Below are 14,431 nucleotides of genomic sequence, written 5' to 3' on the forward strand. Positions count from 1 at the left end.
ATTGTATTCGCCGACCTCAGCTCCCAATGCGTATGCCCCGAAAGTAGATGGCCCCAGGGTGCCTGGAGAGTACCGCCCGCAGCCGCTCGTGCTGCACGACCCCCCGGCTCGTATGGCTGCCCGCCACCGTGAACGGCAACGGCTGATGGAGGAAAACGAAGATCGGCTTGCCCGGCTTCTCTTCTTCCGCGAGCGCGCGGTCCAGCCATTTCAGCTGGCCGTCCGACAGCCAGGCGTCCTCCCCGATCCGCACATCGGATTGGCGATACCGCTCCGAACCGAGAAAAATGAAATGGTAGCCGCTCACCCAAGCGTCCTCGTACAGCCGTTTGCGCCCCGCAAACTGCAGAAACCGATGCTGCGACGCCCGCTCGCTCTCGCCGTTCGGGAAATCCGGGGACCAATGGCCGTATTTGTCGTACCATGCTTTGTAATACTCGTGGTTGCCGATATTGTAGAACAGCCGTTTCGGATGCGGCAGCCCGTTCATGAGCCGTCCCAACGTCTCGTAATCGCCGGGCTGCCCGTTGCCGAGGTCGCCATTCACGACGAGGGCCTGCGCCAGCGGCTCCGCTTGCTGCAGATCGGCGAGCGCCCGCCTCAGCTTCGCCTGCGAGTGCCGGTTCCACTTCTGCACGTGGATGTCACTGACGACTGCGAACGTGAGCAGCGGTGCGTGCGGAGAGACCGTTGCGGGCGCTTTCTTTTCGACGGGAGCGGAGGCGAAGGCGACGGCGGAGCATGCCAGCGACATTGCCGCCGCCAGCCAAACGATGCGAAGCCGTCTCCACTTGCGTTTATCCATGGCGAGTTCCTCCGATCGCGAAGGTTTGTCGCTTTCATGTTTTCCATTTTCATGCCAAACTACTACAGAAATGTTCGCGCAGCGGCTGCGAACTTCCGATCAACCCGTGACGTTCACCCATCGGCGGCAACCTCCATATGATAAGGGAGAACCGGATGAGATGAGGGAACCAACATGAGTATCGGAATTATCGCCATGGGCGTATTGGTCGGCTTTCTCGTCGGCCTCACCGGGGTTGGCGGCGCCTCGCTGCTCACCCCCATATTGGTGCTGATCGGCATCAATCCGTCGATAGCGGTAGGCACGGATCTGTTGTACAATTCGGTCACGAAGCTGTTCGGCACGGTGCAGCATTATCGGCAGCGAACGATTGACTTCAAGCTCGTCGGTTACTTGGCGGCAGGCAGCATACCCGGCGTCGTCTTGGCCGTCGTCATGCTGCGGTTGTTCGAGGCCTATTACCACAATCAGGAGACGCTGATGAAGCATGCGCTCGGTTACGTGCTCATTCTCGTTTCGATTGCGACGCTGGTGAAAGTGTTCTACGGCCACAAGATGAAGGAAAACCGCTGGCAGCGGCTGCCCATCGAGAGGAAAAAGGGCTGACGATCGCGATCGGCGCCGCGCTCGGTTTCGTCGTCGGCCTCACTTCCATCGGCTCGGGCTCGCTGTACGCCATTGCGATGATGTACTTCTTCTCGATGAGCGCATCGCGCCTGGTCGGCACCGACATCGCCCACGCCTTCCTGCTCGCCACCGTCGGCGGCTTGCTCCATGCCGGACTCGGCCATGTCGACTACGGGCTCGTGCTGAATTTGATCGTCGGCTCGGTGCCGGGCGTGCTGATCGGCAGCGCTTTGTCGGCGAAAGCGCCCACGTCCGTGCTTCGCACCTTGATCGCCAGTCTCGTGCTGCTAAGCGGCATCAAGCTGATTTGAGCAAGCGGCAAAAGACGGCCGTTCCCGCTCGCGGGGACGGCCGTCTTTTTTAGCGATGCGTAATACAAGTACAGGTTTTGGATAGATCGCGTCGAATATAAAGACCATAAAGCTGAATTGTCCCGATCGGGACTTGGGGAGGGATCGCCGTGAGCACCGTTATTACCGATGAGTACATGAAAGAGATGTTGACTACAACCAAAGGCTATACCGTCGTGATCCTCAAATCCGCTCCGAACCGAAGTCAAGTGGAGGGTGCCGACCGCATCGTCTGGGAGCATGGAAGGAACAATTTTCGCTTGCGGGCAGAGGGGATATTGTCTATTGTTTGTCCGATTATGGATGGAAGCGGCATAAGCGGTATAAGCATTTTCAACGCTCCCGAGGAGGAGGTCAAGACGATTATGGATGCAGATCCGGGTGTACAAGCAGGCATCTTCACTTATGAGATTCACCCGTGCCGCAGCTTCCCGGGGGATCGTTTGCCGGAATAGCGATGGCGTCGTTGCGAGGGGCGGGCCGTTAACGCGCAAGAGAGGATGAGCCTTACTCAAGTGAAAGTTAGCGCGTGAAAAGCAATGAACGTTATGTAAGTTAGCACCACACCTAAAAGTGCCGCCAGGGGTACCCCTTACGGTATTTCTGCCGTTTCAATTTCCTCCGGAATTCCTAGGCCATCTTGTACGTTCAAACACATGAGCTGGGCGGACAAAATTCACTTGGAGCCATTCGACGCTTCGGGCTATGCTTCAAATTTTACGTTGAAAAACTGAAAAATTTTTTCGGCAGCATGTCGAAACGGCATATGTTCGTTCGACATGAGGTGAGCAGCGATAAAGCTGTTACAAAAATGAGAGGCGGATGTAACGATGCATTACACTCTGTTGTTCTATGAAAGACCTGAGGATTTCGCCCAACGGAACGATCCCGAGCACCAAAAGGAATACTGGGCGGCTTGGCCCCTCTACATGAAGGCGATTCGGGAGTCCGGTGTCTTCGTCTCGGGCGCTGGGCTGGAACCGCCGGAAACGGCGACCACCGTCCGATTGCGGCGTGGCGAGGAACCTTTAGTTCAGGACGGCCCGGTTGCCGATACAAAGGAGCAGTTGGGCGGTTTTTTCATCATTGATGTGCCCGATCTGGATACCGCCCTTGCTTGGGCGGCTCGTTGCCCGGTACCGCCCGGCCATCTCGTAGAGGTACGTCCGAATATGGTCCCGCGCAACTGACGCCCTATTCGTTTGAACAAGGCGGCACCCCAGGAAGGGGGAGACAGGAGGGAGCAACATTTGGAAATGCAGTTCGCAGCGGAGCAAAGAGCCGAAACGATGTGCGCAGTGGAGCAGGCCGTTCGCGATTCTTATGGCAAGCTTATGGCCTACATCACAGCCCGCTGGCGCGATATCGCCATGGCGGAGGATGCGTTAGCCGATGCGGTTGTGGCCGCGTTGCAGACCTGGCCTCGCGTCGGCGTTCCGGATAAGCCCGAGGCTTGGCTCCTCGCAGTGGCCCGCCGCAGGCTTGTGGATGCCGTACGGAAACAGAAAGTGCTCTCCAACTCGCTCCCTCAGCTGATCTCCCGGATCCGGTCGGTGCAAGATGAGATAAGCAGGGTGAATGCAGATTCGGAGACGGTGATTCCGGACGAGCGGCTCGAAATGATGTTTCTTTGCGCGCACCCTGCCATTGACCGTTCCATTCGTTCGCCGCTAATGCTGCAGACCGTACTCGGGCTGGATGCCGCCCGCATCGCGAGCGCCTTTCTCGTAAAACCGTCGACGATGGGCCAGCGACTGAGCCGGGCGAAAGCGAAAATTCGCACCGCCCGCATCCGGTTCGAGCGGCCTGAGCCAACGGAGCTGCCGCAGAGGCTCGACGCTGTCCTGGAGGCCGTGTATGCCGCATACGGCAGCGGCTGGGAGGAAGTACACGGAGGGGATTCCCGGCTGAAAGGGTTGACTGGCGAAGCCATTTACTTGGGCCGTCTGTTGGTTCGGCTTCTGCCGGATGAGCCGGAAGCAAAGGGCTTGCTGGCCCTGATGCTGCATTGCGAAGCGCGCAGGGACGCTCGCCGGAATCAGGCAGGGGAGTATGTGCCGCTTACGGAGCAAGTGACGGCACTATGGTCGGATTCGATGATCAGGGAAGCAGAGCGGCTATTGACCGAAGCGGCGCAAGCCCGCCGTCCGGGGCGCTATCAGCTGGAAGCGGCTATCCAATCCGTTCACGCTCATCGGGCCATAACCGGCCGAACCGATTGGGAAGCGGTGGCGGCCTTGTATGAAGGTCTAGTTTACATAGCGCCGACAGTCGGTGCCAAGGTGGGCCAAGCAGCTGCCGCGGCTGAGGCGTACGGCCCGGCAAAGGGGTTGGCCCTGCTCGAATTGATGCCGCCGGAACTCGTGCATGCGTACCAGCCTTATTGGGCGGTGGCCGCTCGGCTGTACAAAAAGTTAGGACAATTCGAAAAAGCGGACGCCGCCTACTCCCGCGCCGTCGGTCTTTGCACAGACGCGGCCATGCGCGAGTTCTTGATTCGGAAATCTTATGAACGATAGAAGGGTTGAAAAGATAAGGAACCGTCGGTATAGTGCCGGCGGTTCGCGTTTTTTCAACGGCTCATCCGGAGGGGGCGCCATCCAGGTGTGAAAAGAGTATAATAATATTGGGAAAAGTAAACTCTAAAGGCGATTCCTTGTTTTGACGCACGAAGCGGATAACGAAAAATATCATTCTGTGATTTTGTTTCATAGAAAAGGAGATACGATGACGGAGAATAAAACAACCATAGAAACGGGATGGAACTTCGACAACAGCTATGCTCGTCTGCCGGAATCGTTTTTCAGCAGGCTCGATCCTAGCCCTGTACGTTCACCGCAGCTTATCATTCTTAATGAACCGCTCGCAGCATCGCTGGGCTTGAACGTCCAAGGGCTGCAAAGCGACGATGGCGTGGCGTGGCTTGCCGGCAACCGGATTCCCGAAGGCGCCTCGCCTCTTGCCCAAGCTTATGCCGGGCATCAGTTCGGGCATTTTACGATGCTAGGGGACGGCCGGGCTCTGCTGCTTGGCGAACAGATCACGCCTCGAGGCGAGCGGTTTGATATTCAGCTGAAGGGTTCAGGCAGAACGCCATACTCCCGCGGCGGCGATGGCAGGGCGGCACTGGGGCCTATGCTGCGCGAATATATTATCAGCGAAGCCATGCATGCGCTTGGGATTGCTACCACCCGCAGCCTGGCGGTGGTGACAACCGGCGAGGAAGTCATCCGCGAAACCGAGCTGCCTGGCGCGATTCTGACCCGCGTGGCGGCAAGCCATCTGCGCGTCGGAACTTTTCAATACGCGGCAAAATGGGGCACTGTCCAGGATCTCCGGGCGCTGGCCGATTACACGCTGCAGAGGCATTTTCCGGAAGTTGACGCCGGCGAGAGCCGCTATCTCTCTCTGCTCCGGGAAGTAATCAAGCGACAAGCTGCACTGATTGCCAAATGGCAGCTCGTCGGCTTTATTCACGGAGTGATGAACACCGACAACATGGCCATTAGCGGAGAAACAATTGATTATGGTCCCTGCGCTTTCATGGATGCCTACGACCCGGCCACGGTATTCAGTTCCATCGACATTCATGGCCGTTATGCGTATGGCAACCAGCCGTATATCGCTGCTTGGAATCTCGCGAGATTTGCCGAAACCTTATTGCCGCTGCTGCATGACAACAAGGACCAAGCTGTCAAACTGGCTGAGGCTGCGATTTCCGGTTTTACCGAATTATATCGCCGTAACTGGCTCGCCGGAATGAGGGCAAAGCTGGGAATCTTTAACGAAGAGCCGCAGGATGAGTCCCTAATTGAAGAACTTCTTAGCATGATGCATAAGTACGATGCGGACTACACTAATACGTTCCGCGCATTAACTTTTGATAAGCCGGAGGGTGCTGTCTTGTTTGAGACCGCGGAATTTGCCCGGTGGCATGAGCAGTGGGAGGCCAGGCTTGGCCGGCAGCAGGAACCGAAAGCCTCCTCGCAACAGTTGATGCGCAGCAGCAATCCCGCGCTAATCCCCCGCAACCACCGGGTAGAAGAGGCATTGGAAGCTGCGGTGAAACAAGGAGACTACAGCGTGATGAAGCGGCTTCTTGACGTTCTTTCGAGCCCTTACGCGCACTCCCCCGAACAGGCTGAATACTGCACAGTGCCTGCGCCATCCGGCCGTCCTTACCGACTTTGCTGGTCGACTTGAGACAGAAAATACATGAAAGAGAAGTTGTCTACAAAGAACCCACTCCCTTGCCAGGAGTGGCTTTGTGTTTATATAAGTTGTTGGCTAGGAGGATGATGCCGGAGCCGCGTATTTGACGACCGGCCATTTTTCTTTGCGCAGGGCGCCGATCAACTCCGTCCCGGCGTGCAAGTTGTCTCGCACCAGCTCCCGAGGGGTTAGCGCCATCCATTGGTTGAGCGACACGTTCGCTAACATGTCACAATTTGCGGGAATAGGCATGTAAGCTTTGATTTCCCGGGTCGGAATTGTGTATGATAGATGTTATATCACAAATTGGTTTGTATAACCGACTCAGGAGGAATGGCGATGGAAGTGGAGACGAAACCGGCGGCGCCGACCAATTTCATTAAGCAAATCGTGACGGAAGATCTGAACAGCGGCAAAGTGCAGACCGTCGTGACCCGCTTCCCGCCCGAGCCGAACGGGTATTTGCATATCGGGCACGCCAAGTCGATCTGGCTCAACTTCACTTTGGCGGACGAGTTCGGCGGCAGGACGAACCTGCGCTTCGACGACACGAATCCGGTGAAGGAAGACGAGGAGTTCGTGCGCTCGATGCAGGAAGACATCAAGTGGCTCGGCTTCGAGTGGGACGGCTTGTTTTTCGCTTCGAACTATTTTGAAGAGATGTATAACCGCGCAGTGCTGCTGATCAAGAAGGGCCTTGCGTACGTGGACGACCAGACGGCGGAGCAAATCCGCGAAACGCGCGGCACGCTGACCGCGCCGGGTAAAGAAAGCCCGTACCGGGGGCGCAGCGTGGAGGAAAACCTGGACCTGTTCGAGCGGATGCGGCGCGGCGAGTTCAAAGACGGGGAAAAAGTGCTGCGCGCCAAAATCGACATGTCGTCCGGCAACATCAACTTGCGCGACCCGGTTCTTTACCGCATTTTGCATGCAACACATCACAACACCGGGGACAAGTGGTGCATCTACCCGATGTATTCGTTCGCGCATCCGCTCGAAGATGCCATTGAAGGCGTGACGCACTCGATCTGCACGACCGAGTTCGAGGAGCAGCGTCCGCTGTACGACTGGGTCGTTCGCGAATGCGAAATGCCGAACGTGCCGCACCAGTACGAGTTCGGGAAGCTGCGGCTGAGCGATACGATTATGGGCAAGCGCTACTTGAAGCAGCTTGTCGAGGAGAAGCGCGTCGACGGCTGGGACGATCCGCGCATGCCGACGATTTCGGGCGTGCGACGCCGCGGCTATACCGCAGAGGCGATCCGGAACTTTTGCAGCGACACGGGCGTGTCCAAGAGCGGCGGAGTTATCGATCTGTCGCACCTCGAGCATTTCGTGCGGGAAGATTTGAAGCTGAAGGCGCCGCGCACGATGGCCGTGCTGAACCCGCTCAAAGTCGTGATCACGAATTATCCGGAAGGGTCTGTCGAATGGCTCGACGCGGAAAACAACAGCGAGAATCCGGACATGGGCGTGCGCCAAATCCCGTTCTCGCGGGAAATTTACGTGGAGCGGGACGATTTTATGGAAGAGCCGGTCAAGGGCTATCACCGCCTGTTCCCGGGCAATGAAGTGCGGCTCAAGCACGCCTACTTCATCAAGTGCGAAGACGTGGTGAAAAATGCCGCAGGCGAAGTCGTCGAGCTACGCTGCACATACGATCCCGAGACGAAGAGCGGCACCGGCTTCACCGGCCGCAAAGTGAAAGGAACGATTCACTGGGTCGAGGCGACGCATGCGCTGCCGGCCGAATTCCGGCTGTACGAACCGCTGCTGGCGAAGAGCGGCGCCGATGCGGACGGCGAGGAGGACGAGGAAGGCGCCGCCGCTCCGTCGTTCCTCGACAAGCTGAACCCGAATTCGCTGCAAGTCGTGCACGGCTTCGTCGAGCCGAATATGAAAGATGCGAAGCCGCACGATAAGTTCCAGTTTTTCCGGCACGGCTATTTCAACGTCGATCCGAAGAACACGACGGAGGGCAAGCTGGTGTTCAACCGGACCGTATCGCTGAAAAGCTCGTTCGACCCGGGAGCTGCCGGGAAGTAAAAGCACGCCGCGCGCCTGAACGAAGGGGGCGGTGCTGCAAATAAAGGGCTGCCTTGCTCGTACGCAAGGCAGCCCTTTGCTTGGAGTCACAGGTGTCGATGTCTGCTGCTTCAATTTCTCGGGTTAGCCAAAAATCGTTCCGTTATCTTCCTATTTCCCGAGTATTTCCCGGAAATAGCGGAACGAGAGTACGTTATTCCCACGTTTTGGGCGAGAATCGCTTTGGTTCAGATGCGATAACGGAACCGAGTTCCGTTAAGATCGATCCGAACGCCTCAGTCCTTAGAATAACGGAACTCCGTTCCTTTAAGGCATTTGGGATTTGGACCAAATTACCGTACCGCTGCGAGTGTGCCAATTAAAAAGCGCGGCTTGTTATTTGTCCACGATACTTCAAAGCGTATATAACCCGTATTCGCTGCACCTCACTTCATTCCGACAATTGATATTCGGAGTGCGCGGAACTAAGTTTTATTGCCTCGCCTTTTGGAATGGAGCAGCGAGATATGCCAACTTGCGCATTGAGACTGCTATGATATTAAAATCCCGTTAATCCTGCATCCTGCACTTCTATTCCAAGCTCTTCACGACATTCGCGAAGCAGCGCTTGAAGAATCGTTTCGCCGGGTTCTACGCCGCCGCCGGGCCGCTTTACTTTAAAAGAAGTACACGGCCATCGGAATCCGAAATTACGGTATGAACGCCAAACCTAAAAGTATCGTGAAAGCCCAGTTGTATCCTCCCTATTGTGAGTTAGGCAGTTCGGATTTACCGGCCTTCTCGGGTTCGAGTGTAGAGAACTGGCGCCAAATGCCCGTTTGCACATCCAGCAACGACGTATAGGCAGATTCGGTTGTCGGGACAAGGCGGTAGCGGATCGACGTGGACGGATTCGTCAGCAGCAAGCTGTCGCTGGCGTAATAAGCTTCGACGCGGTACCGGCTGAGCATCAGCTTCAGCACCTCATCCTCGCTTATGAACGCCGGCCTGCTTGCGGGATAAATGCCGGTTATCATCTGGTTTTGAACGGCCAGCAGCTTCCCGCTTGCGGCGCTGACGGATACGGTTACGTCCTGCCGGTCTCCCCAAATGCCGTCGATGCGGCGCCGGTACGTAAACTGGTACTCCGGATTCGCGATCATGTTGCCTTCCGTAAGCCGGAGGTCCGATCTGATCTCATACAATTGGTGCGTATAGGCAGGCAGCATTTGCCGCAATGCTTGTTCCGCCGCCGCCCGGGCCTGGTCTTCGCTGACGCCCGGAACCGTAAGCCAAGCCGTATTCGCGGTTAGATCGCTCGCATATTGCACAATGTCTCCGGTCACGGTGCTGACTTCCAAGAAATACAGCTTGGACTGAGCGGCGGCAGGCGCAGGAACATTCAACTGGAATAGCCAGGAATGAATCCCTTGCCGGGCGTTTTCCACGGCAGCGTTCTCCGGCAGGCCGAGCTTCCGGCGACCGGAGTCTGCCGCTTGATCGAGCGTAACGTTCAAGTTTTCGGTCGGCATGGCCGCTAATGGCTGAGCAGTGACCGGACCGCGAACCTTCATGCCGCCGTCGCTCTCGTTCCAATGTCCGTCTATCGCGTCAATCGTATCATACAAACGGGGGGCGACGGCATAGACGGGCGGCATCTTTTCGCGGGAAGCGTACGGCGCCATAAAAACGGCCTTGGTCAAAAACGCGCCGGCAAAAGCGCTCTCGGCCTCGTCTTTTGTCTTCAGTCCCTCCGGCGCGTCGAACCGCTTGTTGTCGCTCCAGAGCAAGGAATAGGAAATCTCGTTTCGGATCGGATTGACGGTTATGGATATGTAGTTTTCCGGGTAAGGCAGCCCGTTCACGGTGCGGACGAAGCGGAAGAAGCGCGCCGGAGCCCCCATCGTGATATGGCGCTTTTCCAGCGGACTCGGCGGCGTTTCGTCGAGCGTCCATTTGGCGTCCGGAACGGGAGACGTTTCGGCGGCGAACCGTTCCGCGAGCTGCTTGAACGCGGCGGCATCCTGCGCTTTGTCCGCAAGTCCGGGCACGCTGACCGCTCCGCTCTTTGTGAACCAATCGACCGATCCGTCCGCCGCGCTTAAGGTAATTTCTCCCGAGCCGGCTATGGAGTCTCCCTGCTTTTTCATGAAGGCGATGTTCCACCGCTTCTCGCCGTCGCCGAGCTGCACAAGACGGGCGGCGTCCAGCGCATAGTCGGCGGATAGCCCGAGCCGCTGCCGCGCCAGCTCGATCGCTTTCGTTCGCTTGACGGGAACGCCGTCGTCAGCCGACTGCCGCTCGTTGTCGTCCATGTGGATATAGACCCAGCCGTCTCCGTAATCGCCGCGCAAATGGTACCACTCGTCCCCATGCTCTACCGGCACTACCGTTTGCGGGCCGATCGTGGCGACTGCACCGGAAAGGCCGTAAGGGTACTGGAACAAGGTCGCTCCGTCCGGAAGCGCGACCGGCTCTTCGGACGGCCGGAGACGCTCGGGCAGCGCATAAGCCAAATTGACCCATTTGTCGCCGGCCTCCGTGCGGATATGGTACCAGGTGCGCCATTTTTCAAAGGCTTGCAAAACGCCGGACTTCGTTTGGCCCGAATTGCTGCCGATTAACGGGGCGTCAAACAAGTAAACCGGAGCGTCCGGCACGACCTCCTTCTCGTACGGTTCGATGCCTTCGAGCACGCCGTGGCTCGGCCGAATCCACTTGTCGCCGATCCAGGTGGAGATGAGGTAGAAGCCCGTTTCGGCGGAAAAGCCGAGCGGGACTACCGTTTGCGGCGACAAAAACGCGCCCGTGCCGGCGTTCGTGTCCGGGCGATCGTACAGCTGCTCCCTGCCGACGAGCGTCAGCTGCCCGGAAGGCCGCAGCGCGGCGCGGACATCGGCGGCCGTGGGCGCAGACTGCGCTTCGGAGGCGGCTGCGAGAGGGGCGGCCGGGTTCAAGCATCCGGTGCAAAGTGCGGCTGCGAGTGAAAGCATGAGGTGTTTTTTCATGGCGGGAAAAGTCCTTTCCGGATAAAAATGGAGCGTACCGCAACGTGTTCGATCTAAACATATAACGAAGCTCGGCACCGCTTTGTTTCGCAAGAGCGATGAGCGGATCGTCACGATTCTGTCACAGTTTTTCGTATACTTTTCGACATTAAAGAAAAATTTGGGAAAGTGTGACGACTTTCGCAGTATAATCCGAGGTAACGCTGCGACCAAAGATTTATGTTCGGAGGTAAACTATGTCGAAAAAAAGAAATATGTGGCGGCTGACGATCCGTAAAAAGCTGCTCGGCATTATGCTTGTGCTCCTTGTGCTGCCGACGCTTGCGGTGGGGGGCATCAGCTACGAGCTGTCAGCGGTAGAGAGCGAAAAGCTGATCAAGGATAACTTGAAAAACACGGTGCACATGGCCGTAGAGCTGACGAAATCGTTCGACGACGCCGTGAAGAAAGGAACGATGACTCAGGACGAAGCCCAGGAGAAAGTGAAGCAAATGCTGCTCGGCCCGAAAGGGCAGGACGGCAAACGGCCGATCAACAGCCATATTAATCTGGGCGCGAACGGGTACTTCTTCATCTTGAACGAGAAGGGCGATCTGCTTGGGCATCCTTCGCTCGAAGGCCAAAACATTCTCGACAAGAAGACGACAGACGGCGTTTACTACATCAAAGATATGATCGCCGAGGGGAAAAAGCCGGAAGGCGGGTTTACCACGTACAGCTGGCCGCTTCCGAATTCGACCAAGGAAGCCGAGAAAATCGCCTACGCTCTGCAGGCGCCGCACTGGGGCTGGATTATTGCCGCAGGGTCTTATATGCAAGATTACGATCAGGGCGTGACGCGCATTTTCATACGATGCTGCTGACGCTGATCGTTTGCCTCGCGGTCGGGGCCGTCATCCTGACGCTGTTCGCGCTGCACATTTCGCGGCCGCTCGTCCGCCTGTCGCGCCAAGCGAAGCAGATCGCTGCCGGCGACCTGAGCAAAGGCGATTTCCGCGTGAACAACCGCGACGAAATCGGGGAGCTGTTCGCTTCGTTCGAGACGATGTTCGGCAACTTAAGGCAGCTCGCCGGCAGTTTGTCGACGAGCTCCGACGCGCTCTCGCTGGCGTCCAGCGAGCTGTCGCAAACGATCGGGGAGACGACGCAGGCGACGAACAACATCACGTTGTCCGTGCAGCAAGCGGCGGCCAGCAACGAGACGCAGACGCGCAGCGTGGAGGAGAGCGCGCGTGCAATGGGGGAAATGGCAGAAGGGATTCAGCGCGTGGCGGGGACGTCGTCGACGGCTTACGAGGCGTCGCTGCAAACGCTCAAGGAAGCGGAGCAGGGTGACCTGCTCATCGGCCAGTCGTCGCAGCAAATGAACGCCGTCAGCGCGACGGTCGGCGACCTGGCGTCGATCGTCGACCAGCTCGGCGAGCGGTCGCAGCAAATCGGCGACATCGTCGGCGTCATTACCGACATCTCGAACCAGACGAACTTGCTCGCGCTGAACGCCTCCATCGAGGCGGCGCGCGCCGGGGAGCAGGGCAAAGGGTTCGCCGTCGTCGCCGGCGAAGTGAGGAAGCTGGCGGAACGTTCGGCCGAATCGGCGGCCCAGGTCGCCGCGCTGATCGAGGCGATTCAGGCAGATATTGCGCTTGCGGGAGCTCGATGGATCGGGCGAGGCGCGAGGTTGCAGCCGGAGTGGAGTCGATCCGCCATACGGGCGAGGCGTTCGCCCGCATTCTCGAAGCGACGCGCAGCGTCGTCGATCAGGTGCAGGAAGCGTCCGCGGCCGCCGAGCAAATGTCCGCCAGCTCGCAGGAGATCGCCGCTTCGCTGCAGGAGATGGAGCAGCTGGCCGGCAAGGCGAACGATATGATGCATGCGATCACCGCCTCGACGGAGGAGCAGCTTGCTTCCATGGAGGAGATCGATGCGTCCGCCGAGTCGCTCAGCGGCTTGGCCGCCGATATGCAAAGCATGGCGCACCGGTTTAAGCTGTAACGGAAAAAGCCGCAGTTCCCGCTTTAAGCGGAACTGCGGCTTTTTTGCGCTTGCGCTGCTATTCGGCTCAATCGCCGCGCCGGAACAGCGGTACCGTGGAGCCGTCAGGCAGCTCGGCGTCGATATCGAGCTCCGGCGAGCCGATCATGAAGTCGACGTGCATCAAGCTGCTGTTGACGCGATGTGCGGCCAGCTGCTCGGCGGACATGGTTTTGCCGCCCTCCAGATTGGACGGGTAGGCGTTGCCGATGGCCAGATGGCAGGAAGCGTTTTCGTCGAACAGCGTATTGTAAAAGATCGTGTCCAGCATCGATAGCGGGGAATGATGCGGTACAAGCGCCACCTCGCCGAGGTAGCGGGAGCCTTCGTCGGTTTCAACGATCGTTTTCAGCTTGTCCTCGCCTTTGCCCGCCTGGAAACCGGCGATCCGCCCGTCCTTGAACGTGAACGAGAAATCGTCGATCAGGCTGCCGCCGTAGTTCAGCGGCTTCGTGCTGCGAACGACGCCGTTCACGCCGTCTTTGGCCGGCAACGTGAACACTTCCTCCGTCGGCATGTTGGCGACGAACAGGGTGCCGGCTGCGTTCGGCTTGGCGCCCCCGAGCCATATGTGCTTCTCCGGCAGCTCGATGAACAGATCCGTGCCCGGAGCGCGGTAGTGCAGCTTGCGGATGCGCATGGCGTTCAGCTGCTCCGTCTTGCGCTTCAGCGTCGCAAGGTGCTCCTTCCAATCGGCTACCGGATCGGGACGGTCGATGCGCGTTGCGTGCAGGATCGTCTCCCACAGTCGCGCTAACGCTTGCTCCGGCGGCAATTCCGGGTATACCTTCTCGGCCCACGCGGGGCTCGCCGTCGTAGCGATGACCCAACTCACCTTATGCAGCCTGGTGTAATCGAGGTACCGTCTGCGCATGGCGCTGCGGCCCCGCGTTTCTTTGGCGACGCGCTCTGCGGGGATGTCCTTCAGCAGCTCCGGGTTCGGCGTATGAATGAACAGAAAGGCCGCGTTTTGCTCTGCGTACTGCGCGAGCCCGTCTGCGCGCCATTCGGCGTAGTAGCCGAGCGAAGCTTCGGGAGCATGGCGATAGCGGATAAGAGTCAGCTCGTCGTCCCACCATTCGAAATGAACTTGCGAAGCGCCGAGATCGTAGGCGTGCTGCGTGACGATGCGGACGAACGGGGCGGCCGCGAGCGGGGCGTCAATGACGAGCTTTTGCCCGGGCTGCAAGTTGACGCCAATGCGCAGCAGCGTTTCAGCATATTTGTGCAGCGATTCGGTGGATACGGTCATCGAAATCACGGTCCTTTGCCGGGAAATGAACGTCGCTTTTATTATAGACTCCCCGGTCGGTAAAGTAAAACGATGCGGCGGGCAGGGGCCGGCGCATCGTTTTTGCAAGCAGTTCTATTGG

10 protein-coding genes and 5 pseudogenes are annotated in these 14,431 nt (G+C 58.2%); 10 read left to right on the forward strand and 5 right to left on the reverse strand.

What is annotated here, in order from left to right; all coding sequences use genetic code 11:
* Nucleotides 1–16 precede the first annotated feature (16 nt).
* The gene (locus SD70_RS16510) at nt 17–805 is read right to left on the reverse strand and encodes a metallophosphoesterase family protein (protein WP_156158061.1); all 789 of its coding nucleotides are present in this window, start codon (nt 803–805) and stop codon (nt 17–19) included.
* Nucleotides 806–979: 174 nt separating this feature from the next.
* Here SD70_RS16510 and SD70_RS16515 point away from each other — a divergent pair.
* The 5 genes and pseudogenes from SD70_RS16515 to SD70_RS16535 all read left to right on the forward strand — a co-directional run bounded on the left by SD70_RS16515 (nt 980) and on the right by SD70_RS16535 (nt 5,985).
* Nucleotides 980–1,743 (forward strand): annotated as a pseudogene (locus SD70_RS16515) (sulfite exporter TauE/SafE family protein).
* A gap of 149 nt (nt 1,744–1,892) precedes the next feature.
* Nucleotides 1,893–2,237 carry a hypothetical protein gene (locus tag SD70_RS16520; protein WP_197081063.1) on the forward strand — a complete coding sequence of 115 codons (345 nt, stop codon included), beginning with the start codon at nt 1,893–1,895 and terminating at the stop codon, nt 2,235–2,237.
* 375 nt (nt 2,238–2,612) lie between these two features.
* Nucleotides 2,613–2,972 (forward strand): YciI family protein, encoded by a 360-nt coding sequence (locus SD70_RS16525; protein WP_041048636.1) that lies wholly within the window; start codon nt 2,613–2,615, stop codon nt 2,970–2,972.
* Between the two features lie 66 nt (nt 2,973–3,038).
* Complete coding sequence (locus tag SD70_RS16530; protein WP_052487544.1) at nt 3,039–4,301, forward strand: RNA polymerase sigma factor; 1,263 nt, start codon at nt 3,039–3,041, stop codon at nt 4,299–4,301.
* Between the two features lie 208 nt (nt 4,302–4,509).
* The gene (locus SD70_RS16535; RefSeq protein ID WP_041048672.1) at nt 4,510–5,985 is read left to right on the forward strand and encodes a protein adenylyltransferase SelO; all 1,476 of its coding nucleotides are present in this window, start codon (nt 4,510–4,512) and stop codon (nt 5,983–5,985) included.
* An 84-nt stretch (nt 5,986–6,069) separates the two neighbouring features.
* On the opposite strand, the pseudogene SD70_RS36135 reads toward SD70_RS16535, so the two are convergent.
* A pseudogene (locus SD70_RS36135) lies at nt 6,070–6,216 on the reverse strand (oxalate decarboxylase); the annotation flags it as partial.
* Between the two features lie 111 nt (nt 6,217–6,327).
* Between SD70_RS36135 and SD70_RS16540 the strand changes: the two are divergent.
* Nucleotides 6,328–8,040, forward strand: a complete 1,713-nt coding sequence (locus SD70_RS16540; protein WP_394297977.1) for a glutamine--tRNA ligase/YqeY domain fusion protein — start codon at nt 6,328–6,330, stop codon at nt 8,038–8,040.
* A gap of 538 nt (nt 8,041–8,578) precedes the next feature.
* Here SD70_RS16540 and SD70_RS39825 read toward each other — a convergent pair.
* Together SD70_RS39825 and SD70_RS16545 are read right to left on the reverse strand one after the other, a co-directional pair.
* A pseudogene (locus tag SD70_RS39825) lies at nt 8,579–8,668 on the reverse strand (NUDIX domain-containing protein); the annotation flags it as partial.
* A 115-nt stretch (nt 8,669–8,783) separates the two neighbouring features.
* The gene (locus SD70_RS16545; RefSeq protein ID WP_156158062.1) at nt 8,784–11,027 is read right to left on the reverse strand and encodes a YcdB/YcdC domain-containing protein; all 2,244 of its coding nucleotides are present in this window, start codon (nt 11,025–11,027) and stop codon (nt 8,784–8,786) included.
* 236 nt (nt 11,028–11,263) lie between these two features.
* On the opposite strand from SD70_RS16545, the gene SD70_RS16550 reads away from it, so the two are divergent.
* The 4 genes and pseudogenes from SD70_RS16550 to SD70_RS39280 all read left to right on the forward strand — a co-directional run bounded on the left by SD70_RS16550 (nt 11,264) and on the right by SD70_RS39280 (nt 13,019).
* A complete protein-coding gene (locus tag SD70_RS16550) occupies nt 11,264–11,890 on the forward strand; it encodes a cache domain-containing protein (RefSeq protein ID WP_041048639.1) in 627 nt (208 codons plus the stop codon).
* Nucleotides 11,881–12,657 (forward strand): annotated as a pseudogene (locus tag SD70_RS16555) (methyl-accepting chemotaxis protein); the annotation flags it as partial. The gene SD70_RS16550 and the pseudogene SD70_RS16555, both read left to right, overlap by 10 nt.
* A 26-nt stretch (nt 12,658–12,683) precedes the next feature.
* Nucleotides 12,684–12,812, forward strand: a pseudogene (locus tag SD70_RS40395) (hypothetical protein); the annotation flags it as partial.
* Between the two features lie 78 nt (nt 12,813–12,890).
* Complete coding sequence (locus SD70_RS39280) at nt 12,891–13,019, forward strand: hypothetical protein (RefSeq protein ID WP_269432480.1); 129 nt, start codon at nt 12,891–12,893, stop codon at nt 13,017–13,019.
* Between the two features lie 67 nt (nt 13,020–13,086).
* On the opposite strand, the gene SD70_RS16560 is transcribed toward SD70_RS39280, so the two are convergent.
* Nucleotides 13,087–14,310, reverse strand: a complete 1,224-nt coding sequence (locus tag SD70_RS16560; protein ID WP_041048640.1) for an aminopeptidase — start codon at nt 14,308–14,310, stop codon at nt 13,087–13,089.
* Nucleotides 14,311–14,431: the final 121 nt, after the last annotated feature.

Source organism: Gordoniibacillus kamchatkensis, assembly GCF_000829455.1.
Lineage (GTDB): Bacteria > Bacillota > Bacilli > Paenibacillales > NBRC-103111 > Gordoniibacillus > Gordoniibacillus kamchatkensis.

What these genes read in the sequence shown, in the direction of transcription:
- SD70_RS16540 (WP_394297977.1), top strand. Translation starts at nt 6,328, where the DNA reads ATGGCGATGGAAGTGGAGACGAAACCGGCGGCGCCGACCAATTTCATT.
- SD70_RS16550 (WP_041048639.1), top strand. Translation starts at nt 11,264, where the DNA reads ATGTCGAAAAAAAGAAATATGTGGCGGCTGACGATCCGTAAAAAGCTG.
- SD70_RS16530 (WP_052487544.1), top strand. Translation starts at nt 3,039, where the DNA reads ATGCAGTTCGCAGCGGAGCAAAGAGCCGAAACGATGTGCGCAGTGGAG.
- SD70_RS39280 (WP_269432480.1), top strand. Translation starts at nt 12,891, where the DNA reads ATGATGCATGCGATCACCGCCTCGACGGAGGAGCAGCTTGCTTCCATG.
- SD70_RS16545 (WP_156158062.1), bottom strand. Translation starts at nt 11,027, where the DNA reads ATGAAAAAACACCTCATGCTTTCACTCGCAGCCGCACTTTGCACCGGA.
- SD70_RS16535 (WP_041048672.1), top strand. Translation starts at nt 4,510, where the DNA reads ATGACGGAGAATAAAACAACCATAGAAACGGGATGGAACTTCGACAAC.
- SD70_RS16560 (WP_041048640.1), bottom strand. Translation starts at nt 14,310, where the DNA reads ATGACCGTATCCACCGAATCGCTGCACAAATATGCTGAAACGCTGCTG.
- SD70_RS16510 (WP_156158061.1), bottom strand. Translation starts at nt 805, where the DNA reads ATGGATAAACGCAAGTGGAGACGGCTTCGCATCGTTTGGCTGGCGGCG.
- SD70_RS16525 (WP_041048636.1), top strand. Translation starts at nt 2,613, where the DNA reads ATGCATTACACTCTGTTGTTCTATGAAAGACCTGAGGATTTCGCCCAA.